Source organism: Nocardia sp. NPDC049737, assembly GCF_040674755.1.
Classification (GTDB): Bacteria; Actinomycetota; Actinomycetes; order Mycobacteriales; family Mycobacteriaceae; genus Nocardia.
Genome location: NZ_JBFANH010000038.1, coordinates 1 through 22,254, shown reverse-complemented (window position 1 = coordinate 22,254; position 22,254 = coordinate 1). Strand labels below are relative to the sequence as shown.

Annotated in this window: 18 protein-coding genes, 2 tRNA genes and 1 pseudogene; 17 read left to right on the top strand and 4 right to left on the bottom strand. The window is 64.6% G+C overall.

Features of this window, described 5'->3' with window-relative positions:
• The first annotated feature begins 62 nt into the window (after nt 1-62).
• The 5 genes from AB0J47_RS36175 to AB0J47_RS36155 all read left to right on the top strand — a co-directional run bounded on the left by AB0J47_RS36175 (nt 63) and on the right by AB0J47_RS36155 (nt 7,982).
• Complete coding sequence (locus AB0J47_RS36175; protein ID WP_364356970.1) at nt 63-1,313, top strand: KasA/KasB family beta-ketoacyl-ACP synthase; 1,251 nt, start codon at nt 63-65, stop codon at nt 1,311-1,313.
• A 109-nt stretch (nt 1,314-1,422) separates the two neighbouring features.
• Nucleotides 1,423-3,339 carry a long-chain-fatty-acid--AMP ligase FadD32 gene (fadD32, locus tag AB0J47_RS36170; RefSeq protein ID WP_364357105.1) on the top strand — a complete coding sequence of 639 codons (1,917 nt, stop codon included), beginning with the start codon at nt 1,423-1,425 and terminating at the stop codon, nt 3,337-3,339.
• Nucleotides 3,340-3,602: 263 nt separating this feature from the next.
• A complete protein-coding gene (locus tag AB0J47_RS36165; RefSeq protein WP_364356966.1) occupies nt 3,603-5,423 on the top strand; it encodes an ABC transporter ATP-binding protein in 1,821 nt (606 codons plus the stop codon).
• Nucleotides 5,420-7,345 (top strand): ABC transporter ATP-binding protein, encoded by a 1,926-nt coding sequence (locus AB0J47_RS36160; protein WP_364356963.1) that lies wholly within the window; start codon nt 5,420-5,422, stop codon nt 7,343-7,345. Before AB0J47_RS36165 ends, AB0J47_RS36160 begins: the two co-directional genes overlap by 4 nt.
• Nucleotides 7,346-7,376: 31 nt before the next feature.
• Complete coding sequence (locus AB0J47_RS36155) at nt 7,377-7,982, top strand: putative glycolipid-binding domain-containing protein (RefSeq protein WP_364356961.1); 606 nt, start codon at nt 7,377-7,379, stop codon at nt 7,980-7,982.
• A 378-nt stretch (nt 7,983-8,360) separates the two neighbouring features.
• On the opposite strand, the gene AB0J47_RS36150 is transcribed toward AB0J47_RS36155, so the two are convergent.
• Complete coding sequence (locus tag AB0J47_RS36150) at nt 8,361-9,311, bottom strand: prephenate dehydrogenase (RefSeq protein ID WP_364356958.1); 951 nt, start codon at nt 9,309-9,311, stop codon at nt 8,361-8,363.
• Between the two features lie 58 nt (nt 9,312-9,369).
• Between AB0J47_RS36150 and AB0J47_RS36145 the strand changes: the two genes are divergently transcribed.
• From AB0J47_RS36145 to AB0J47_RS36130, 4 genes are all read left to right on the top strand, one after another.
• On the top strand, nt 9,370-9,909 hold the full coding sequence (locus tag AB0J47_RS36145; protein ID WP_364356955.1) for a tRNA adenosine deaminase-associated protein: 540 nt from the start codon (nt 9,370-9,372) through the stop codon (nt 9,907-9,909).
• Between the two features lie 28 nt (nt 9,910-9,937).
• Nucleotides 9,938-10,372 (top strand): nucleoside deaminase, encoded by a 435-nt coding sequence (locus AB0J47_RS36140; protein ID WP_364357102.1) that lies wholly within the window; start codon nt 9,938-9,940, stop codon nt 10,370-10,372.
• 62 nt (nt 10,373-10,434) lie between these two features.
• Nucleotides 10,435-10,522: transfer RNA gene (locus AB0J47_RS36135), tRNA-Ser, on the top strand.
• Between the two features lie 63 nt (nt 10,523-10,585).
• A tRNA-OTHER gene (locus AB0J47_RS36130) sits at nt 10,586-10,661 on the top strand.
• 223 nt (nt 10,662-10,884) lie between these two features.
• Here AB0J47_RS36130 and AB0J47_RS36125 read toward each other — a convergent pair.
• Both AB0J47_RS36125 and AB0J47_RS36120 read right to left on the bottom strand, forming a co-directional pair.
• On the bottom strand, nt 10,885-11,058 hold the full coding sequence (locus AB0J47_RS36125; RefSeq protein ID WP_364356952.1) for a hypothetical protein: 174 nt from the start codon (nt 11,056-11,058) through the stop codon (nt 10,885-10,887).
• Between the two features lie 81 nt (nt 11,059-11,139).
• Nucleotides 11,140-11,430, bottom strand: coding sequence for a DUF6191 domain-containing protein (locus AB0J47_RS36120; RefSeq protein WP_364356949.1), 291 nt, complete (start codon nt 11,428-11,430; stop codon nt 11,140-11,142).
• Between the two features lie 143 nt (nt 11,431-11,573).
• Here AB0J47_RS36120 and AB0J47_RS36115 point away from each other — a divergent pair, with 143 nt between their 5' ends.
• The 3 genes from AB0J47_RS36115 (at nt 11,574) to AB0J47_RS36105 (ending at nt 12,995) form a co-directional block, all read left to right on the top strand.
• Complete coding sequence (locus AB0J47_RS36115; protein ID WP_364356946.1) at nt 11,574-11,789, top strand: hypothetical protein; 216 nt, start codon at nt 11,574-11,576, stop codon at nt 11,787-11,789.
• Between the two features lie 164 nt (nt 11,790-11,953).
• The gene (locus AB0J47_RS36110) at nt 11,954-12,154 is read left to right on the top strand and encodes a hypothetical protein (RefSeq protein WP_364356943.1); all 201 of its coding nucleotides are present in this window, start codon (nt 11,954-11,956) and stop codon (nt 12,152-12,154) included.
• 655 nt (nt 12,155-12,809) lie between these two features.
• The gene (locus AB0J47_RS36105) at nt 12,810-12,995 is read left to right on the top strand and encodes a hypothetical protein (RefSeq protein ID WP_364356940.1); all 186 of its coding nucleotides are present in this window, start codon (nt 12,810-12,812) and stop codon (nt 12,993-12,995) included.
• Between the two features lie 284 nt (nt 12,996-13,279).
• Here the strand turns inward: AB0J47_RS36105 and AB0J47_RS36100 are convergent, their stop codons facing one another.
• Nucleotides 13,280-15,577 (bottom strand): MMPL family transporter, encoded by a 2,298-nt coding sequence (locus AB0J47_RS36100; protein ID WP_364356937.1) that lies wholly within the window; start codon nt 15,575-15,577, stop codon nt 13,280-13,282.
• 212 nt (nt 15,578-15,789) lie between these two features.
• On the opposite strand from AB0J47_RS36100, the gene AB0J47_RS36095 reads away from it, so the two are divergent.
• The 5 genes and pseudogenes from AB0J47_RS36095 to tgt all read left to right on the top strand — a co-directional run bounded on the left by AB0J47_RS36095 (nt 15,790) and on the right by tgt (nt 22,107).
• Nucleotides 15,790-16,383: a TetR/AcrR family transcriptional regulator gene (locus AB0J47_RS36095; protein WP_364356934.1), complete on the top strand. Its 594-nt coding sequence runs from the start codon at nt 15,790-15,792 to the stop codon at nt 16,381-16,383.
• 38 nt (nt 16,384-16,421) lie between these two features.
• Nucleotides 16,422-16,916 carry an Rrf2 family transcriptional regulator gene (locus AB0J47_RS36090; RefSeq protein ID WP_364356931.1) on the top strand — a complete coding sequence of 165 codons (495 nt, stop codon included), beginning with the start codon at nt 16,422-16,424 and terminating at the stop codon, nt 16,914-16,916.
• Between the two features lie 104 nt (nt 16,917-17,020).
• Nucleotides 17,021-18,733 (top strand): annotated as a pseudogene (locus AB0J47_RS36085) (ABC transporter ATP-binding protein); the annotation flags it as partial.
• A gap of 92 nt (nt 18,734-18,825) precedes the next feature.
• Entirely contained in the window at nt 18,826-20,739 is a 1,914-nt protein-coding gene (locus AB0J47_RS36080; RefSeq protein WP_364356928.1) for an ABC transporter ATP-binding protein, read from the top strand.
• A gap of 135 nt (nt 20,740-20,874) precedes the next feature.
• Nucleotides 20,875-22,107, top strand: coding sequence for a tRNA guanosine(34) transglycosylase Tgt (gene tgt, locus AB0J47_RS36075; protein WP_364356925.1), 1,233 nt, complete (start codon nt 20,875-20,877; stop codon nt 22,105-22,107).
• Nucleotides 22,108-22,254 lie beyond the last annotated feature (147 nt).

Genomic DNA, 22,254 nt, shown 5'->3' with positions numbered 1-22,254 from the left:
CGATGACCTTCCACGCGCAGTTCCCGGTTTACCCCAAGAGTGATGCCAGGAAAGTGAGCGAAATGCAGATTCCGTCCACCAAGAACGGGAACTATCCCAACGTTGTCGTGACCAGTCTGGCGGCGACCACTTCGATCGCCGGTGATATCGACTCGACCTGGAAGGGCCTGCTCAACGGTGAGAGCGGCATCGATGTCCTGGAGGACAGTTTCGTAGAGCAGTTCGAGCTACCCGTGCGCATCGGCGGACATCTGAAGGTCAAGCCGTCGGATTGCCTCACCAGGCAGGAGACCCGACACCTGTCGTATGTGGAGCAGATGGCCGTGGTGTTGGCCCGTGAGGTGTGGCGCAATGCGGGCAGTCCGGAGGTGGACAAGAACCGCCTCGCCGTCGCCATCGGCACCGGTCTCGGCGGCGGCGAATACATCACGGCCGCCCGCGACCGGCTGCAGAACGGCGGCTACCGCAAGGTGTCGCCGCTGACCGTGCAGCGCATCATGCCCAATGGCTCGGCCGCCTGCGTCGGCCTGGAACTGGGCGCGAAAGCGGGTGTGGTGACGCCGGTCTCGGCCTGTTCGTCGGGTTCGGAAGCGATCGCGAACGCCTGGCAGATGATCGTGATGGGCGATGCCGACATGGTGGTCGCCGGCGGTGTCGAGGGGTCCATCCAGGCCGTGCCGATCGCGGCATTCACCATGATGCGCGCCATGAGTACCCGCAACGAGGACCCGAGGGCTGCCTCGCGACCGTTCGACAAGGATCGCGACGGATTCGTCTTCGGTGAGGCGGGCGCGATGATGGTCATCGAAACCGAGGAGCACGCCAAGGCGCGCGGCGCGACGATTCACGCGCGGCTGATGGGTGCCGGGATCACTTCCGACGCCTTCCATTTGGTCGCACCCGATCTCGATGGCAAGGGCGCCGCGCGCGCGATGACCAGGGCGATGCAGAAGGCCGGTATCACCAAAAACGATGTAGGCCACGTCAATGCGCACGCGACCGCGACCCCGATCGGCGATACCGCCGAGGCGCAGGCCATCAATGCCGCTGTGGGCAACCATGTTTCGGTTTATGCGCCGAAATCCGCACTTGGCCATTCGATCGGCGCGGTCGGCGCGCTCGAATCGGTGCTGACGGTGCTCTCGGTGCGTGACGAAATCGTTCCGCCGACGTTGAATCTGGACAATCAGGATCCGGAAATCGAGCTCGATGTGGTCAAGGGACAGGCCCGTCCCGGACGAATCGACTACGCCGTGAACAACTCGTTCGGTTTCGGCGGGCACAACGTCGCGATCGCCTTCGGGCGGTACTGAGTAAGTCGGGAAGGCGCACCTGCTAGCCTTCCCGACGCTTCGTTATCGACCTGTGTTCGGTGTAATCGCACGGCCTGAGTGCCTGCGTTGGCAAAAGGATAAGGCGATGATCGACGAGACATTCGACGACTATTTGGACGACCAGGGCAATATCAAAATCCGTGAGAATAAGACCCTGATCGACTTCGTCGACAAGCACAGCGCGGAGAACGGCGACGAGCTCGCCTACCGCTACATCGACTACTCGCGCGAGCGCGACGGCGAGTACATCGAATTGACCTGGCGCGAATTCGGCGTACGGCTGCGCGCCGTCGCGGCCCGGCTGCAGCAGGTGACTCAGCCGGGTGATCGGGTGGCGATCCTGGCCCCACAGGGTTTGGACTATGTCGTCTCGATCTTCGCGGCGGTTTACGCGGGCAGTATCGCGGTGCCGCTGTTCGATCCGGAAGAGCAGGGCCACACCGATCGCCTGCACGCGGTGCTCAATGACTGCAAACCATCGGCGATTCTCACCGTCGGCTCGGCCGCGGCGGGTGTGCGGAACTTTTTCCGGCACCTCCCGGCAGCGCAGCGTCCGCGCATTATCGCGGTGGACGCGATTCCGGACAGTGTCGGCTCGACCTGGGTGCGACCGGAAATCAATATCGACAGCGTTGCCTATCTGCAGTACACCTCGGGTTCCACCAGAACCCCGGCCGGTGTCGAGATCACCCACCGGGCGGTCGGCACCAATCTGCTGCAGATGATCGATGCCATTGGGGTGCAGGAGAATTCGCGCGGCGTAACCTGGCTGCCGCTATTCCACGATATGGGTCTGCTGTCTGTGATCCTGCCGACCATCGGCGGCGGATTCATCACGATCATGTCGCCGAGCGCTTTCGTGCGGCGGCCGTATCGCTGGATCAAGGAACTGGCGGCAGCCTCCGACGGCGCCGGAACCTTCGCGGCCGCACCGAATTTCGCATACGAACATGCGGCCGCGCGCGGTAAGCCGAAAGCCGCTGAGGAACTGGATCTTTCGAAAGTAATCGGGTTGATCAACGGCAGCGAGCCGGTTTCGGTGTCGTCGATGCAGAAATTCAATGAAGCGTTCGCGCCGTACGGTCTGCCCAAGACCGCACTCAAGCCCTGCTACGGCATGGCCGAGGCGACGCTGTTCGTTTCCGCGACCAGGGCCGAGGACGAGGCGAAGGTCGTCTACGTCGATCGCAATGAGCTCAATGCGGGTCGGATGGTGGAAGTGCCGAAGGGCACGCCGAATTCGATCGCGCAGGTGTCCTGCGGCTATGTGGCGCTATCGCAGTGGGCGGTGATCGTCGATCCGGAAACCGGCATCGAACGCGGTAACGGTGAGGTCGGCGAAATCTGGCTACACGGCGACAATATGGGCATCGGGTACTGGGGTCGGCCGGATGAAACCGCCGCGACCTTCCACAACACCTTGGCGCGGCGACTACCGGAGGGCAGCCACGCACAGGGCACCGATCCGGACGCGAAGTGGATGCGCACCGGCGATTTCGGTGTCTACCTGGACGGCGAATTGTATATCACCGGTCGGGTGAAGGATCTGGTGATCGTCGACGGACGAAACCACTATCCGCAGGATCTGGAATTCTCGGCGCAGGAATCCAGCACCGCACTGCGGCCCGGATTCATCGCGGCATTCTCGGTGCCCGCGAATCAATTACCCGCACTGGTATTCGAACAGGGCAGCCATTCCGGACTCGCCTTCGATGCCGATGACACCTCCGAGCAGTTGGTCATCGTGGCCGAGCGCGGCAACGGTGCGGCGAAGCTTGATCCGGGGCCGATCGCCGATACCGTGCGCGGCGCGATCGCACAGCGTCACGGGGTCACGGTGCGTGATCTGCTGCTGGTTCCGGCCGGTTCGATTCCGCGCACGTCCAGCGGCAAGATCGCCCGACGGGCCTGTCGCGCGGCGTATTTGGAGGGCACATTGCGCGGCGGTTATCAGCAGCACGACTTCCCGGACGTGCCGGTGGACCAGCAGGATTCGACCGTCTGAGCTCGGATTATTCGACGGTACAATCGAAGTAACGGCCATCGGCGCCCGTGCATGTGGGCGCCGATGTCGTGTGCGGTGCGTTCGGGGGTAGTGCGGGGGTTCTTGACCTCGAGGTGACTCGAGGTTGTTGGCTGTGGACGTGGCGGAAAATCGGTTGGCCGATCCCTGGACTGATGCCACGCTGAAATGTCGGACCCCGATGCGAACATCACCGGGGTTCCGTTCGCGACACAGCCAATCCAAGACGATCACGAGGGGGAGCTTTGTCCGTCACGCTCGATTCGCCATTGGCCGACACGGAGGTCGACAGACCGGAGCGGCCCGCCGCTGCGGTGCCGGGCCGCCTGTATTCGTTACGTCGATTCTGGCCGTATCTGCGGCCGCATCGGTTCACGCTGCTCGGCGCCACCACGCTTGCGGTGCTCGCCACCCTGACGGCCATCGTGCTTCCGCTGGTCATCGCGCGAATAATCGACGGCCCGATCCAGCGGCGCGATTTCGGCGGCGTCGTACTTCCGGTGCTGCTGGTGCTGGCGCTCGGTCTGCTGGAGGCGTGCGGCGTATGGGGGCGGCGGTGGCTGATCGCGAAGCCCGCCGCCCAGTTCGAGATCGATATGCGCGCCAAGATCTTCCGCAAGCTGCAGACGCTCTCGATCGGACGGCACGATGCCTGGGAGTCCGGTCAGTTGCTCTCGCGCGCGGTCGACGATATGGGCACCATGAAGCGGTTCGTCGCATTCGCGGGGCCGTTCCTGATCATCCACTTCATCGTGATCCCGATCGGTCTGGTGGTGCTGTTCGCGCTGAGCTGGCAGATCGGGCTGACCTTCGCGGTCATCGCGATCCCGCTGTCCTATGTGTGCCTGCGGTTCGAGCGGCGCTACGGCGTTGCCTCGCGGCGCTCGCAAGATCAGGCCGGTGATCTGGCCACCACCGCCGAGGAGTCCGCACAGGGCATCCGGGTGCTGAAGGCATTTGGTCGCGGTGCGTTCTTCGGCGGGCGGTTCACCGCGCAGGCGCGGGAATTGCAGCAGACCGAACTGCTCAAGGTGCGGTTGGACGCCACACTCTGGTCGGCGATGGTGTGTCTGCCGCAGCTGGCCATTGCCTTCGCGCTCGGCTACGGCGGTTACGCCGTCGCACACGAGATGATGACGCTCGGCACCTTGGTCGCGAGCATCACATTGGCGACCTTCCTGCAGTGGCCGATCATCTGGACCGGGTTCCTGCTCGCCGAGTGGAACGATGCGCGTACGGCGGCGGACCGATTCTGGGAGATCATCGACACCCCGGTCGAAATCACCGATCCCGCGAATCCGGTGGCACTGCCGGAGCGGATCGTCGGCGAACTGACGATGCACGGTGTGCGTTTCGCCTTTCCGGACGCGAATGACGAAGTACTGCACGATATTTCGCTGAAGGTGCGTCCCGGTGAGACGGTCGCGTTGGTCGGTGCGACCGGCAGTGGAAAGACGGCACTGCTCAACCTGATTCCGCGGCTCTACGACGTGACCGACGGCGCCATCACCATCGACGGCATCGATATCGCATCGATGCGGGTGTCCGATCTGCGTTCGCTGGTCTCGGTGTCGTTCGAGGAACCGGTGCTGTTCTCGGCGAGTGTGCGGGAGAACGTCGCGCTCGGCGATCCCGAGGCCACCGATGACGATGTGCGGCGCGCGCTGGATGTCGCGCAGGCCACCGATTTCGTGAACGATCTGCCGTGGGGACTCGATACCCGAATCGGCGAGCAGGGGCTGAGCCTGTCCGGTGGTCAGCGCCAGCGGCTCGCCTTGGCCCGCGCGGTGCTCGCGCGCGCGAGTGCAGGGGAGCGGACTCGAATCATGGTGCTCGACGATCCGCTGTCCGCACTCGATGTGGAGACCGAGGAGCGCGTACAGGAACGGCTACGCACTGTACTCGCCGGTGCGACCACACTGCTTGTGGCGCACCGACCTTCGACCGCAGCAATGGCCGACCGGGTGGCCCTGCTTGCCGATGGCCGGATCGTCGCGGAGGGCGCGCACGATCAACTACTCAAAACCAGCGGTCGCTATCGCGAACTGATGGGAGGTGAATCATGACCGCAACCAAAACTACCGTCTCCGCAGACGATTCGACCGACCGCGACGAGGTCGCAGACTGGCGTGGCATCGCCAATGAGGACAAGACGGTAACCGAGACCGGAAATCTGGTGCTGGCCGGTCGATCTCGGCGCTTGCTGCTGAGCCTGGCACGGCCCTATCGCAAGCTCGCGGTCTTCGCCCTGCTGCTGATCGTGCTCGACAACGCCGCGATGGTGTCGGCGCCGCTGTTCGTCGCGCACGGACTCGACACTGGTATTGCCGAGGGCGTCGCGGGGAATTGGGCGCCCTTGGCGCGCACCGTCGCGGGTTACCTGGGTGCCGTCGGGGTCGGTGTCTGCACCACCTTCGTCTTCCTGCGGATCTCGGGAAGGCTCAGCCAGAGTGTGCTTTTCGATCTGCGGGTCCGGCTGTTCGCGCATATGCAGCGGCTCAGCGTGGCCTTCCACGAGCAGTACACCTCCGGCAAGGTCGTCGCGCGACTGACCGGTGATATCGAGACGCTGCAGCAGTTGCTGGAGAGTGCCCTGAATCAAGCGTTGAGCGCGATCCTTTCGGTGCTGACGATCGCGGTCCTGCTGATCTACCTCGATCAGACCCTCGCCGCGATCGTGTTGCTCGGATTCGTGCCATTGGCGCTGGTCACTCGCTGGGCGCAGCGCAGGCAGCGGACGGGTTACCGGCGCACCCGCAGTGCCATCGCGAAAGTTGTCGTGCAGTTCGTGGAGTCGATGGGTGGTATACGCGCGGTGCAGACGTTCCGTCGCGAGGCGCGCAACGAAGCGGTGCTGGCCGCCGAGGACGCCGAATATCTGCAGGCGACCACCGCCGCGATGCGCGGTATGGGCGACTACGCCGGTCTCACCAAGCTGCTCGGCAATCTGACCACCGTGATCGTCATCGTGGTCGGCGCCCGGCAGGTGATCGAAGGCAACCTCGCCGTAGGTGTTCTCGCGGCATACCTGTTGTACCTCAACGAGTTCTACGGTCCCCTCGATGAACTCGCCCAGGTATTCAACGCCTACCAGTCCGCCGCGGCGGCTCTGGAGAAGATCTCCGGTGTGCTCGAGGAGGAGCCCTCGGTGCGCGAGCCGCAGGAGCCGATTGCGTTGGCGAAGGCGACCGGTGCGGTGCGAATGGACCGAGTGTGGTTCGGCTATGGATCTCCAGCCCCGGCGCCTTCCGAGTCGTCGGACACTGCGCTTACGCCGCCAACCGAGCAGCGCGGGCGAGCGCGTCCGGTGTTACCGGAGTTCTCATTGGAGATTCCGGCCGGGCAGGTGATCGCGCTCGTCGGTGCGACGGGTGCGGGCAAGTCGACGTTGGCCAAGTTGCTGACGCGGTTCTATGACCCGTCGGGCGGCACGGTGACCTTGGACGGTATCGACCTGCGGCGGTTGTCGGATGCGGATCTGCGGCGCAATGTCGTGATGGTCACCCAGGAGTCGTATCTGTTCTCCGGATCGGTGGCCGACAATATTCGGCTCGGTCGGCCGCAGGCCAGTGATGCGGAGGTGTTCGCGGCGGCGCGTGCGGTCGGGCTGTACGACTTCGTGACCCAACTGCCGGATGGCTTCGACACCGACGTGCGCAAACGCGGTGGGCGATTGTCGGCGGGGCAGCGTCAGCTGGTCGCGTTCGCTCGGGTGTTCCTCGCGGAGCCCGCGGTGATCGTGCTGGACGAGGCCACCTCGAGCCTGGACATTCCGAGCGAACGGCTGATCCAGCGGGCGCTGGAAACGGTGCTGCGCGATCGCACGGCCGTGATCATCGCGCATCGGCTCTCCACGGTCGCCATCGCAGACCGCGTGCTGGTGCTGGAATCGGGCCGGATCGTCGAGGATGGCACGCCGAGCGAGCTCATCGCCGGCACCGGCCGGTTCGCCAGCCTGCACGCGGCCTGGCGTGAGTCGCTGGTGTGATGCCGGTGCGTGCGTCGCTTACGGTAGATACGTGACGAATCCAGACCTCGGCCCCGACAGCCAACCGGCGACATCGCGGTGGCCGGCGATCCTCACGTGGCGCGCGCACAACGCGTCGCGGATGGAGTCCGTCCGCGTGACGCTCAACGGCAACCGCATCCGCGCCGCCGGTCGCATGATCGGCGGCGCATGCGCGGACCATCCCGCGTTCAGTGCGTCCTATGACTTGGTCACCGACGAGAACGGGGTCACCAAGCGGCTATCCCTGCGCAGCACCACCGCCGCCGGGGAACGCCAGGCCTCGATCGCCAGGGACGAGGAGAACTACTGGCTCGTCGACGCCGGTGGCGGGCACGTCCGCTCCACCTTCGCGGGTGCCCTGGATGTCGACGTCGTGCTCAGCCCGTTCTTCAACACCCTGCCCATCCGCCGCTTCGGCTTGCAGAACGCCGTCGAGAACATCCAGGTCCCGGTCGTCTACGTCCGCATCCCCGACCTCCTGGTCCAGGAAGCCAGCCTCACCTACAGCAGCGGCGCCACCGGCATCAGCGTGCTGTCCCCGGTCTCCAGCGCCACCGTCACCGTCGACGGCGACGGTTTCCTCCTCGACTACCCAGGTCTCGCCGAGCGCATCTGACCGCGCCGCGCACCGTGCCCGCGCGTGGATTCGCCAGGCGAAATTGCGGCTGTGGTGCCGCGCACAGCGTCACCGTGGACGGCGACGGCTTCCTCCTCGGGTCTCGCCGAGCGCATTTGACCGCGCCGTGCACCTTCACGTGCCCGCGCATGGATTCACCAGGCGGATTGCCATGTGGCGCCGCGCACATTTCCACGCGCTGCACATGAATTCACCGGGCTGTGGTGCGCGCGGGTCACCCCAGCTTCGTCGGCACCTGGCGCCGTCGGCTTGCCTGCCGCAAACGCTCTGGTCGGGGGCAGGCAGCGATTCCCAGCGCCGCGCTCGCGAGCGCGGCGATGAGGCTGTCTCATCGGTGTTCGGCCCCTCGCGCTGCGATCAGCCCAGCTTGGTGATCACCCCACCGCGCTGGCCAGCCTCGCGCAGTGCCTCGAGCCAGTTGTGGTCGCCGGGGCGGATATCGGTGATCTCCCAGCGCTGCGTGGTTTCGTAGCGTTCGCGGCCGTCGTGCCCGGCTTCGACGAGGTCGACCAGGGTGCCTTCGTCGCGGAGACTATCGCGGGCGGCGCTCAGCACGGTGAGCGTCTCCTCGAGTACGTCCAGCAGGGCCATCGTGTTCGGTTCGCAGATGGCACGGACCAGGTCGGGGGCGGTGGCGGCGACTCGGGTGCCGTCGCGGAACGAACCCGCGGCCAGGCCGAGCGCCAGGTCGCCGCCCGCCGCACCGGCCACCGCCAGCGCCTCGGCCAAGACATGCGGCAGATGGGAGATCCGGGCCACCGCCCGGTCGTGCTCGTCCGCGATCACCGGGGTGACCACCGCACCGCAGGCCAGCGCCAGCCGCACCACCCGAAGCCAGGGTTCGGGACGGGTGCCCTCATCGACGCCGACCGCCCACACCGCATCACGGAATAGGCCGGGATCGGTGGCCGCCCAACCGGATTCGGAGGTACCGGCCATCGGATGCCCGCCGACATAGCGAGCCGCGAGTCCGTGCCGCCGTACCGCCTCGGCCACCGGTGCCTTGACGCTCACCACATCGGTGAGCGAGCAGCGCGGCGCGAAGGTCGCTACTTCGGCGAGGATGTGGTCCACCGCGGGCATCGGCACCGCGACCACGATCAGCGCATCGCTATCGGCGGCCCGGGTCAGCACACCGAGCAGATCCCCCGTGACATCGAATCCATCCGCCCGCGCGGCCTGCGCACCCGGCTCTGACCTGTTGTAACCCCACGCGTCATACCCCGCGCCGACGGCGGCGCGTAGCAGCGAACCGCCGATCAAGCCTGCCCCGAGGACACACACCGGTGCTTTCTGGTCAGGAGTCATTGGAACAGATTCGCATACGACTTCAACATTTCGGCTCGAGCCGACTACCGTTGCGCCCATGGCAGCACAGCGCTCGGGCACGAACAAGGCTGCGTCGGATGATTACGACGACGTGGAAGGGTTCGCAGTGGCGGTTGTCCGCGAAGAAGGAAAATGGCGGTGCAGTCCGCTGAGTCAGGCGGCGCTCACCGATTTGTCCGCAGCGGAAACAGAACTCAAGGCATTGCGCAGTTCCGGCGCGGTATTCGGATTGCTGGATATCGATGACGAGTTCTTCATCGTGCTCCGGCCCGCGCCGAGCGGCACCCGGATGCTGGTTTCGGATGCGACGGCCGCGATCGACTACGACATCGCCGCCGACGTCCTCGAGGCCCTCAATATCGAAATTCCGGACATTGATCCGGACGAACTCGACGATATCGAGCCATGGGAGGAGGGCGACCTCGGCGTTCTCGCCGACCTCGGCCTGCCGGAACCTGTGCTCAGCGTGATCCTCGCCGAGACCGATCTCTATCCGGATGAACAGCTCGGCATGATCGCCCAGCGGCTCGGCTTCGCCAACGAACTCACGGCGGTGCTGGACAAGCTGCCCCGCTGACGTGGGCTTGCTCACCGACGACACCGATATGGTCCGGGCCGCGATCGCCGCCGCAGCCGATGCGGGCGATCGCGACGTGCCGGTCGGTGCCGTCGTCTTCGATGCCGACGGGCGTGAACTCGCGCGCGCGGCCAATGCCAGGGAGGCCCTCGGCGACCCGACCGCGCACGCCGAGATCCTCGCCCTGCGCCGCGCGGCCGCGGTCCTCCGCGACGGTTGGCGGCTGGAACACTGCACACTCGCGGTAACCCTGGAGCCGTGCACCATGTGCGCGGGCGCCCTGGTGCTCGCTCGGGTCGGTCGCCTGGTCTTCGGCGCCTGGGAACCGAAAACCGGTGCCGTCGGCTCCCTTTGGGACGTAGTCCGTGACCGCCGTCTCAATCACCGCCCACAAGTCCGCGGTGGCATCCTCGAAGCCGAATGCGCAGCCCTCCTCGACGCTTTCTTCCGCCCCCAACGTTGACCCCTCCCACCTCCTCCACAGCCGATTTAGCGATCCGACCCCCGTCCGGTATGGTTGTCGGCGGTGGCGTGTCCGAGCGGCCTAAGGAGCACGCCTCGAAAGCGTGTGAGGGGTAACCCCCCTCCGAGGGTTCAAATCCCTCCGCCACCGCTGCGGGCCTCGACCTGATTCCTCAGGTCGAGGCCCTTTTCTATTGGCGGGGGTGTACGGCTCGCCGATTCTGGAGGCATTTCGGCGGCTTTCGATCTGGAAGCCGAAAGTCGCGGGTTCAATTCCCGGCTACCCGGCAATGACCGGGTCCGGCTCGCCCGTCGTCATGCCGGTGACTACCGGGCTTCGCCAGTCGCGCAGCTATCTCTTCGATGTGTCGAGTTCGCCTGTGGCGACGGCGACTACGAAAGGGGGCTGTTCGTGACAGATCTTGCGATGGCCTTGGTGACAGCAGCGGTGGCGCACAAGTTTTCGCGTGGGCCCGGCGCAGCTTTCGGCCGGGTCCCGTGGATCGGTTGCTTCTAGTCCGCGCCCGGGAAAGCCTGGCGCACACCGATGGTGATCGCTTCGGCTTCGGGCAATCGGCGGCGTTGTGCGCGCTCGAGCGCCTCAACGACGCTCGCGGTCCGATTGTCGCTGTGCGCATCGATGAACGTGACCACTTCTGGACGTCGGACGGCAATTTGGATCCTCATACCACCCATACTTCGATGGTAATCCGCCTGCCTCCAGAGAGATACTCACTGATCGCGCAACCGATTTCGGTCCGCACCGATTCACGATGCGGGTGGATCCTGCCGCCGCAGGAAGGCGGTCTGTCGATCCAGGTCGACGCCGAACCCAGGCGGTGCGCCTTGCGCTTCTTCGTCGCGCAGCATTGACACCGAATCCCGGTGGTCCAGTTCCATGCGCTTGGTTGCGTAGAACATGGCGGTGAACTCGTCGGTGAAGGTGCCGGAGACGGGGGTGCGGCGTTTGCGGCGTTTACGGGTCAGGGCTTCGTAGAGGGCTACGGCCAGCAGGAGTAGGACCCACCCGGGGATGGACCAGCCCAGCAAATCCGCCATGTCGCACCAACGAATCCACCGGTTGCGGAGTTCCTGGGTAAGTGGGCGGCGGGCGGGTATACGGCGATTAGGTAAGCGTGGGGAGGGTGCGCTGCGACGATGCGGTGCAGTCCAGCCGCGCATGAATGATTCGCGAGAGTTTGATGAGAGAGCCCTATTTTCGATTCGGCAGTGTGCTGGTGCTGATCTGGTTGGTGATCGGCGTCGTCGCCGCGGGGCAGCGGCACTATTTCGACAGTGGTCCGGTCAATTGCGCCGGATTCGGCACGATTGCGGTGACGGTGATCGCCGGTCCGCTCAACTACATGGGCGTGAATCCGAAGGTCGCCGATTGCAATGTGCCCCAACCCAGTCAGTAACGCCTGAGGGCTGGGCTTCGAGGGTTCGGCCACCCTCGGGGTTCAGGGCGTGCTCTGCCGGGCGGCGACATGCCGTGCGGTCGGGCGCGCCCGCCCGCCCGCGGCACGATGCGATAATTCGCTGAAACCCGTGCGCGCGATTCGCGGGAGAGAATATGGGCGAAATGAAACTTGGCAGTGTGCTGATCGTGATCTGGCTGGTTATCGGCGTTGTCGCGTCGGGGCAGCGGCACTATTTCGACAGCGGTCCGATCAACTGTGCGGGCTTCGGCACGATCGCCCTGACCGTCCTCGCGGGCCCGCTCAACTATATGGGCGTGAACCCGAAGATCGCCGACTGCAATGTCCCGCAACCGAGTCCTTAGATCGGCACCGGCTCCAGAACCCGCTGTGGTTCAGTAGCTTTCGTCGAGCCGCTGCCGGACGCGCCCACTGAGGCGATGATGACGAGGCCGATACCGACGCACTGAACGAGCGCGAGATCTTCGCCGAGCAAAAGCAGTCCCCTGCGGCCGCCGGTTCCAGACTCATCACACACCGAAGGTGGCCGCTGAAATCTGGCGGCCGCTTCGAGCTCGCTGGCGTGCGGCACCAGCGACTAGAGCACCGGCGAGCGCCGCGAGCACCAGGGGATCGAACAGTGCCGGGCTTCGTGCTGGCGCCGATGATCTCGAACAGGTACTCGGCCTGGCCCGCAACCAGTTGGATTGCTGACCATAGCGGCGAGGATAAGGGTGGGCGGGGGCACCGCGCGAGCCGTACGTGGCTGAACCTGCACAGCCCGAAGCTAGGTGCCCTAAGCAAAGACAATGGACCGGTCGGTTTCTCGAAAACGGTGCTTACCTCGCCGATCGATGCCCGATCTGTGGTGGTCGACACAAGTGCTCATCCGGCCGGAGAGTGATCGTCTCGCGTGCGGGTATCCGAGTTGGTACGCGAGTGCGAAAGGAAGCGATGACGATGCGCGAGCGTGTGACCCACCCCAGACCAGCGCCTTCCGCTGGTGCGCGACTGTTAGGCATGCTTCTGCTGATCTGGCTGGCCGTCGGCATTCTCGCCGCGGGTCAGCGCCACTACTTCGACAGCGCCCCGATCAACTGTGCTGGGTTCGGCACCATTGCCGTGACGGCGCTGGCCGGTCCGCTCAACTACATGGGTGTGAACCCGAAAGTCGAGGAATGTAACCTCCCGCAGCCCAGTCTATAATCCCCTGTCTCCCAGTGGAATTCGAGCGATAATCGGCGAAATTCAGTGGGAGCATTCCGAATTCGAAATCGCTGCGGTGCCAGTGATTCCGTATCCCATCCCGTATGCGGAATTCAAACTGCGCCTCGGCATTGCGCGCGTCACGGACCAGATGCTCGGGTCGACTGATCGTTCGGCCCGGCCTTCGGCACGCGACCGTCACGAAAACGCAGTTGCCCCCCGAAACGCACTCGGCCCCGCACCCGAATCCGAATTCGGGTGCGGGGCCGAGCCAGCAGCTCCGATCAGCTCACGCCGACCGGCACCTTGACCGTCTCCGCGGACCGCTGCTGCAGCTCACGCAGCTTCGCGCCCTCGACGTCGATATCCGGCAGGATCCGATCCAGCCACTTCGGAATCCACCAGGACCACTTGCCCATCAGCACCAGCAGCGATGGGATCACGACCATCCGGACGATGAACGCGTCGATCAATACGCCCGCCGCCAGCGCGAAGCCCATGGATTTCGCGGTGATATCGGTTTCCAGCAAGAAGGAACCGAATACGGCGATCATGATGATCGCGGCCGAGGTGACGACCCGGGCGCCGTGGTGATAACCGGCGACCATCGCGTCCTTCGGCGACTTGCCGTTGACGAACTCCTCGCGCATCCGGGTCACCAGGAACACCTGGTAATCCATGGCCAGGCCGAACACCAGGCCGATCAGCATGATCGGCAGGAAGCTGACCAGCGGATGCGGATCCTCGATCAGCCCGAGCTTGCCCTCCTGGAAGACCAGCACCGTCGCACCGAAAGTGGCCGCCATGGAGAGCAGGAAGCCGAGCGCCGCGGTCAGCGGTACCAGGATCGAGCGGAATACCAGGATCAGCAGCAGGAATGCGGCACCGGCCACGATCGCCAGATACGGCACGATCTTGCTCAGCAGCACATGGTCGACATCGGCGAAGATCGCCGTGGTGCCGGTGATGCCGTATTCGATGCCGTACTCGGACTGCATCTGCGCCTCGGCATCGCGGGCATCACTGACCAGATCCTTGGTGGCCTGGTTGTTCGGACCCGACTTCGGCACGCCGTCGAGCAGCGCGCCCGCCTTGTCCTCACCACTCCACTTGGGCTCGGTCACGTAATCCATGCCCGAGTAGGACGCGAGCTTGGATCGCAGGGCGGTTACCGCGGCCTCGCGCCGGTCGGCGGGCACATTGGTGAGGTCGACCGCGACATTCAGCACGCCGTTGCTGCCCTCACCGAAGCCCTCGGTGCGCAGTTCGTAGGCCTTGCGGATGGTGGAGGTCTTGGGCTGGCTGTCATCGCCGGGCAAGCCGAGGTTCAGACCGGCGGCGGGTGCGGCGAGCAAGCCGAGCACGACCACGCTGAGCAGCAGTGCGACCGCGGGCGCCTTGCCGATCAGACGGCCGACACGCATGCCATTGGTGACCGACTTGTCGTCCTCGGGATCATGCTGGGCCACGATCGGCAGCTTCGGCTTGAACAGGAACCGGCCGAACGCACCGAGCAGCGCTGGCATCAGCGTGATGGCTGTTAGCACCGCGAACGCCGCGGCGATCGCACCACCCAGACCCATGAACGTCATGAACTGCACGCCGACGATGCTGAGTCCGCCGAGCGCGATGATGACGGTCAGACCGGCGAACACCACCGCCGAACCCGCCGTACCGAGTGCGGTACCGGCCGCTTCCTCCGGTGAATCCTGCACTGCCAGTTCGTGTTTGTAGCGCGACACAATGAATAGCGCGTAGTCGATCGACAGGGCGATGCCGATCATGGACGCGAGGAACGTGGTGAAGCTGGGCACCTCGATGATCGAGGTACCGAGGAAGATCAGCGAGGTGGCCGCGCCGAGACCGACGATCGCGGTGATGATCGGCACGAAGGCGGCGACGATGGCGCCGAAGGCGATGATCATGACGACCAGCGCGATGCCCATGCCGATCTGCTCGGACTTACCGCTGGGGCCCTCGTTCTTCTGCGCGATCGAGCCGCTCATCTCCACCTGCAGCCCGGCATTGCGGGCATCGCTGGCGACGTTGTAGGCGGCCTCGCGCTGCGCGTCGGTGACGTCGGTGAACTTCTTGATGGTGAACGGGACGCTGAAGAAGGCGACCGAATCGGGATCGGTCTTGCTGAGCACGTTCAGTGGTGTGCCACTGCACTTGGACGGATCCGGGTCGGTGATGCAGCCCGACTTCTCGGCGGCCTCGACCGGATTCATCACCGGCTTGCTGTGGTCGACGATGTCGAGCGTGCCGAGTTTGGCGATGAAGGCCTCCAGCGCCGCCCGGTTCGCCGGATCGGTCAGCTTCTGACCGTCGGGTGCGGCAATGACATAGGTGCCGGTGACGGCGTCGAATTTGAAGGCGTCGGAGGCGCCGGGAAAGTGCTTGTCGAGAATGTCGTTGGCACGGGCGGACGGCAGCGCCGGCATGCTGAAGTCATTGGTCATCGGCTCCTTGAGCTGCGCGCCGAGGCCGCCGAGCAGTAGGAACAGGACGATCCAGACCGGAAGCACTATCCATTTCCTGCGGAAAGCGAACTTTCCCCATCTATACAGATAAACGGACACGAAGGGTTCTCCTAGCGATGGCGATGGCTGGTTACGTGCTGGTTCGTGGCGCGTAGACAGCACTCGCGGGGATTGCCCTGCCGACCCCCGCCTCCAATTGACGCTTTCTGCCTACCGTGCGGTAGGTAGACTACCCAGGGGCTAAGCGGAGGTACAACCTCAATTCTGGTGGCAACGTTAGCTCAGCGCATAAGTGATGAGAGGATCATCCCATGACCGTTCGTGACGCACGCGACGCTGTTGTCGCAGGTGGCGGCACAAAAATGGCAATTCGCGACGCCGCGGTAAAGCTGTTCGGAGCCAAGGGATTCGAGCAGACGAGCCTGCGCGAGGTCGCGGATGCGGTAGGAATCACAAAGGCTTCGCTCTACTATCACTACGCCTCGAAGTTAGATCTGTTACTGGCGATCGTCGATCCGATCGTGGATCACATGCGCTCGGTGATCGAGGATATCGATGCGGTCCCGCACGACGAGGAGGGCGTGCGAGCCGTTTTGCGCGCCTATTTGCGCGGCATGATCCGCCATCGCGACGCGGGTGCGCTGTGTGTGCGCGATACCGTCGCCATCATCAATGTCATGGCCGACCGGTATCCGGACATGATGGATTCGACTCGGGTGCTGCGTGACTGGCTTGCCGGACCCGGTGCCGACGATGTGACCAAACTGCGGGCCAGTGCGGCACTGGAAGTGCTCGGGGTTGCGCTGCTGTCCACCGAACTCGTGCCCGGCGTGGAGGATTCCGTGGTGGAACGCACATTGCTGGACGCGGCCACTTGTGTTCTTACCGGCTGCCATACCGCGTAGATTCGTTCGAACACCGAAGAGGCCAGGGAGTAGCCGCCGTGCACATCACCGCGAGGGTCGATTACGCGGTGCGGACCCTATTGGAGATCGCCCGCGCACCGCAGACCCACCGTGCTTCGGATCGGGTCGCCGTGCAGGTCGCGCCGGTGGTGAAGGCCGAGGCGATTTCGACCGCGCAGCATATCCCGCCCAAGGTGCTCGAGACGGTGCTCGCTGAATTGCGCAGAGCTGATCTGGTGACCAGTAGGCGCGGCCCGGACGGCGGCTATTGGCTGGCCCGCCCGGCCGCGCAGATCTCCATTGCCGATGTGATCCGCGCGATCGAGGGCCCGCTGGCCTCGGTGCGCGGTGAGCGTCCCGAGGATGTGCGCTATCCGGGTGCGGCCGAACCGTTGCAGCGGGTATGGATCGCGCTGCGGGTGAATATCCGTGCGGTACTGGAGAACGTCTCCATCGACGACATCGCGCAGGATCGGCTGCCCGGATTCATCGGCACGCTCACCGAGGATCCCGTTGCCTGGGCGCGGCGATAATTCGGATCGAATCATGCGGGCCGAAAGCCTCGCGCGCGAACATCGCTGCTGGTCAGGAATGTTCGCGACGGACCACACGGAATGACGGTAGCCTCCTTTTCATCATGCTGATCAGACTGCTTCGCACTCATCTGGCCCCCTACCGGGCCCAATTGGCGGGCGTCGTCGGCCTACAACTCATCTCGGTCATCGCGATGCTGTACCTGCCGACCTTGAACGCCGACCTGATCGATAACGGTGTCACCAAGGGTGATATCGGCTACATCTGGACCACCGGTCTGTGGATGCTCGCGGTCACCGGTGTCCAGATCATCGCATCGGCCTGCTCGGTCTATCTCGGTGCGCAGGCCGCGATGGGTGCGGGGCGGGATCTGCGCGGCGCGGTGCTGCATCGGGTCGGCACCTTCTCCGCGCGCGAGGTCGGCATCTTCGGCGCGCCCTCGCTTATCACCCGCAATACCAACGATATTCAGCAGGTTCAGCTGCTGATCGTGATGTCGGCGACCATTCTGGTGATGGCGCCGATCATGTGCATCGGCGGCATCTTCATGGCGCTGCGCGAGGATCTCGGGCTGTCCTGGCTGTTGCTCATCGCGGTGCCCGCACTTGCCATTTCGATGGGCGTCATCGTGGCGAAGATGGTGCCCGGCTTCCGTGATATGCAGCACCGCATCGACGAGGTCAATCGGGTACTGCGCGAGCAGATCACCGGTATCCGCGTGGTGCGCGCGTTCGTGCGCGAACGGCAGGAGACCTGGCGCTTCGGGGTGGCCAATACCGAACTCACCGAATCCTCGCTGCGGGTCGGACGGCTGATGGCGCTGATGTTTCCGCTGGTGATGCTGATCAGCAATATCACCGCCGTCGCGGTGATCTGGTTCGGCGGACATCTGATCAACGAAGACAAAATGCAGATCGGCTCGCTCACCGCGATGCTGTCCTACATCATGCAGATCCTGATGGCCGTCATGATGGCCTCCTTCCTGGCCATGATGGCGCCGCGCGCGGCCGTCTCGGCCGACCGGATCGGGGAGGTGCTCGAGACCGAGACCTCGGTGCTGCCGCCGCGGCTGCCGCAGCCGTTCAAAGGTGACCCGGCGCAGGTAGATCTGCAATTCGCCGAATTCGCCTTTCCCGGCGCGGAGAAACCGGTGCTCTCGGCGATCCGGTTCCAGGTCGAGCCGGGAACGACAACGGCCATCGTCGGCTCCACCGGTGCGGGCAAGACGACACTGCTCAATCTGATTCCCAGGCTCATCGATGTGACCGATGGCGCGGTCTACATCGGCGGCACCGATGTCCGTCATATCGACCTCGAAGTGCTGCGCGAACAGATCGGACTGGTGCCGCAGAAGGCATATCTATTCTCCGGCACCATCGCAAGCAATCTGCGCTACGGCAATCCGGACGCCACCGACGAGGAACTGTGGCGATGTCTGGAGATCGCGCAGGCCGCCGACTTCGTGCGCGATATGCCGCAGGGTTTGGCGACGCCGGTCGCGCAGGGCGGCACCACCGTCTCGGGTGGGCAGCGTCAGCGGTTGGCGATCGCGCGGGCGCTGGTGAAGAAGCCGCGGGTCTACCTGTTCGACGATTCGTTCTCCGCACTGGATGTCGCCACCGATGCCCGACTGCGCGAAGCATTGCGGCCGGAGACCAGAGACGCCTCGGTAATCATTGTGGCGCAACGGGTTACCACCATCCGCGATGCCGATCAGATCGTGGTGCTCGAGGACGGCGTCATGGCCGGGATCGGCACCCATGAGCAGTTGATGCGTGATTGCGCGGAATACCAGGAGATCGTCGCCTCGCAGCTCGGCGCCGATGAGACCGTCGTGCTCGCCAAACGCAACGGAGCGCCGCCCGATCCCACCGGTGACGGGCATCGGACCCGGCGAGAGGAGATCCGATGAGACCCGGAGCGGTGAATCCCGGTGCGCCGGATGCGAAGGCGAAATCGTTCGGTCCATCGCTGCAGCGGCTGTTGCGCAGGCTGGTGCCCGAGCGCGTCTATGTCGGCGCGATCGTCGCGCTCGCGATCATCTCGGTAGTGCTGAATACGCTGGGCCCCTACATCCTCGGCAAGGCCACCAATGTGGTCTTCGACGGTGTGGTCGGTCGCCAATTGCCCAGTGGCATCACCAAAGAAGAGGCGATCCAGCGCCTGCGGGCCTCGGGCAACAACACCCTCGCCGACATGCTCGGCGCGATGGATGTCACCCCGGGCGTCGGTGTGGATTTCGGCGCGGTCGGCCGGGTGCTGATGCTGGTGCTGCTGCTCTACATCGGCGCCGCGGTCTTCAGCTGGCTGCAGTCCTACCTGCTCAATATCGTCATCAACCGCACGGTGAAACGGCTGCGCAGCGATGTCGAGGACAAGATCCATCGACTTCCATTGCGCTACTTCGATTCCACACCGCGCGGCGACCTGCTCAGCCGGGTCACCAATGACGTCGACAATGTGTCGCAGACCCTGCAGCAAACCATGAGCCAGTTGATCCTTTCGCTGTTCTCGGTGATCGGCATCCTGATCATGATGTTCTGGATTTCGCCGCTGCTCGCGTTGATCGCCCTGCTCACCGTGCCCGCCGCGATCGTGGTCACCACGCAGATCGCCAAACGCTCCAAACCGCACTTCGTGAATCAGTGGAAGTACACCGGCATGGTGAACGCCCAGGTCGAGGAGGCCTTCACCGGGCATGAGGTGGTCACCGCATTCGGGCGCAGCCGCGAAGTCGGACAGGAATTCGATAAGCGCAATAACGATCTCTACGAGTCGAGTTTCAAGGCGCAGTTCATCTCCGGGCTGATCATGCCCTCGATCATGTTCCTCGGGAATGTGAACTTCGTATTGGTGGCGCTGGTCGGCGGCCTGCGGGTAGCGACCGGCAATCTGTCGCTCGGTGAGGTGCAGGCCTTCATCCAGTACTCCCGGCAGTTCAGCCAGCCGCTGACCCAGATCGGTGCGATGGCCAACCTGCTGCAATCCGGTGTCGCATCGGCCGAGCGGATCTTCGAAATCCTCGATGCCGAGGAGCAGTCGCCGGATCCGGTCATGGAGAACACCCGGCCGGTCGATCGCGGCCGGGTCGAGTTCGAGGCGGTGTCGTTCCGCTACGAACCCGAGACGCCGGTCATCGAACGGCTGTCGCTGGTAGCCGAGCCGGGACATGTAGTCGCCATCGTCGGCCCGACCGGTGCGGGCAAGACCACCCTGGTGAATCTGCTGCTGCGGTTCTACGAACTCGATGCGGGCACCATCACCATCGACGGCGTCGATATCACCGAGATCACCCGCGATCACCTGCGCTCCAGGATCGGCATGGTGCTGCAGGACACATGGCTGTTCAAGGGCACCATTCGGGAGAACATCGCCTACGGCAATCCGAATGCGAGCGAGACGGATATCCTCGAGGCCGCCCGCGCAGCCTATGTCGACCGCTTCGTACACGCGCTGCCGCACGGTTACGACACGGTCATCGATGAGGAGGGTGCGGGCGTCAGCGCCGGTGAGAAGCAGCTGATCACCATTGCCCGTGCCTTCCTGGCCAAACCGTCCATCCTGGTCCTGGACGAGGCGACCAGTTCGGTCGACACCCGCACCGAGGCGCTGGTCCAGCACGCGACCGCGGCCCTGCGCCGCGACCGCACCAGCTTCGTCATCGCCCATCGCCTGTCCACCATCCGCGACGCCGACCTGATCGTCGTCATGGAAGCGGGCCGCATCGTCGAACACGGCACCCACGAGCGTCTCCTAGAAGAACGTGGCGCCTACTACCGCCTCTACAACGCCCAGTTCGCCGCCGCGGCCGCCGACGCCTAGGCAAGTAAGGCCGCCGAGGGTAGTCGAAAGGTCGCTCCCGAACTGCTTCCGAGCAACCATTCGACTGCCGTCAGTGCGGCTTGGTCAAACCGGGGGCCGACGTTGCCGCGGATGTCGGGCTGGGAAGATGGCGGGGTGTCTGAGCCCGAATCCTTCTCGTTCACCGTCGGCGCCCGCTTGGCTGGGCGGCACGGACGATCGGGCGTGATCAGTACACCGCACGGTGATATCGCGACGCCCGCATTCATTCCGGTCGGCACCAAGGCGACAGTGAAGGCGGTGCTGCCGGAGACCATGCGGGAACTCGGTGCGCAGGCGCTGCTGGCGAATGCCTACCACCTGTACCTGCAGCCCGGACCGGACATCGTGGACGAGGCGGGTGGGCTGCACAAATTCATGAACTGGCCCGGCCCGACCTTCACCGATAGCGGCGGGTTCCAAGTGATGTCACTGGGTGTCGGCTTCAAGAAGGTACTGGCCATGGAGGCGGTCGACGTCCGAAGCGATGACGTGATCGCCGCGGGCAAGGAGCGCCTGGCCACCGTCGACGATGACGGCGTCACCTTCCGCTCACACCTCGACGGTTCGAAACACCGCTTCACACCCGAGGTTTCGATGGGCATCCAGCATCAGCTCGGCGCGGACATCATGTTCGCCTTCGACGAGCTGACCACCCTGCTGAATACCCGTGCCTACCAGGAGAAGTCGCTGCAGCGAACACACGAATGGGCGCAGCGCTGCATCGACGAGCACGAACGACTGACCGCCGCGCGCACACATCGCCCATATCAGGCGCTGTTCGCGGTGATCCAGGGCGCGCAATACGAAGACCTGCGCCGCAAGGCCTGCCGGGAACTGGAATCGCTGCGCGGCAGTGCCGGAACGGGTTTCGACGGCTACGGCATCGGCGGTGCGCTGGAGAAGCACAATCTCGGCACCATTGTCGGCTGGTGCTGCGATGAACTGCCCGAGGACAAGCCGCGGCATATGCTCGGCATCAGCGAACCGGAGGACATCTTCGTCGCGGTGGAGAACGGCGCGGACACCTTCGACTGTGTGAACCCATCCCGGGTCGCGCGCAATGCGGCGATCTATGTCGCCGAGGGCAGATTCAATATCAATACCGCCCGATTCCGTCGCGACTTCACCCCGATCGACGACACCTGCGACTGCTACACCTGCGCGAACTACACCCGGGCCTATATCCACCACCTGTTCAAGGCCAAGGAGATGCTCGCCTCCACGCTGTGCACAATTCACAACGAGCGCTTCACGATTCGGCTCGTCGACCGGATTCGCGAGAGCATCGAGGGCGGCTATTTCGATGAGTACAAGACCGAAACCCTCGCCCGCTGGAACTGTGTTTAATGGCAGCGCCTTCGGCGCTGCGTGTTCGCGGCCCCCTGGTGTCTCGCGTCCGAGCCGTCGAAGCGCATGCGCCGCAGACGCGAGCTCCCCTCGCCGACGCAACCACGACGAAGCGAGTCTTACGAGCAACCCGTTCGCGGCCCGTCT

What these genes read in the sequence shown, in the direction of transcription:
- AB0J47_RS36120 (WP_364356949.1), bottom strand. Translation starts at nt 11,430, where the DNA reads ATGGCGGATTTGCTGGGCTGGTCCATCCCCGGGTGGGTCCTACTCCTG.
- AB0J47_RS36105 (WP_364356940.1), top strand. Translation starts at nt 12,810, where the DNA reads ATGCTTCTGCTGATCTGGCTGGCCGTCGGCATTCTCGCCGCGGGTCAG.
- AB0J47_RS36140 (WP_364357102.1), top strand. Translation starts at nt 9,938, where the DNA reads ATGGTCCGGGCCGCGATCGCCGCCGCAGCCGATGCGGGCGATCGCGAC.
- AB0J47_RS36095 (WP_364356934.1), top strand. Translation starts at nt 15,790, where the DNA reads ATGACCGTTCGTGACGCACGCGACGCTGTTGTCGCAGGTGGCGGCACA.
- AB0J47_RS36150 (WP_364356958.1), bottom strand. Translation starts at nt 9,311, where the DNA reads ATGACTCCTGACCAGAAAGCACCGGTGTGTGTCCTCGGGGCAGGCTTG.
- AB0J47_RS36175 (WP_364356970.1), top strand. Translation starts at nt 63, where the DNA reads ATGCAGATTCCGTCCACCAAGAACGGGAACTATCCCAACGTTGTCGTG.
- AB0J47_RS36080 (WP_364356928.1), top strand. Translation starts at nt 18,826, where the DNA reads ATGAGACCCGGAGCGGTGAATCCCGGTGCGCCGGATGCGAAGGCGAAA.
- AB0J47_RS36160 (WP_364356963.1), top strand. Translation starts at nt 5,420, where the DNA reads ATGACCGCAACCAAAACTACCGTCTCCGCAGACGATTCGACCGACCGC.
- AB0J47_RS36115 (WP_364356946.1), top strand. Translation starts at nt 11,574, where the DNA reads ATGAGAGAGCCCTATTTTCGATTCGGCAGTGTGCTGGTGCTGATCTGG.
- AB0J47_RS36125 (WP_364356952.1), bottom strand. Translation starts at nt 11,058, where the DNA reads ATGAGGATCCAAATTGCCGTCCGACGTCCAGAAGTGGTCACGTTCATC.
- AB0J47_RS36145 (WP_364356955.1), top strand. Translation starts at nt 9,370, where the DNA reads ATGGCAGCACAGCGCTCGGGCACGAACAAGGCTGCGTCGGATGATTAC.
- AB0J47_RS36110 (WP_364356943.1), top strand. Translation starts at nt 11,954, where the DNA reads ATGAAACTTGGCAGTGTGCTGATCGTGATCTGGCTGGTTATCGGCGTT.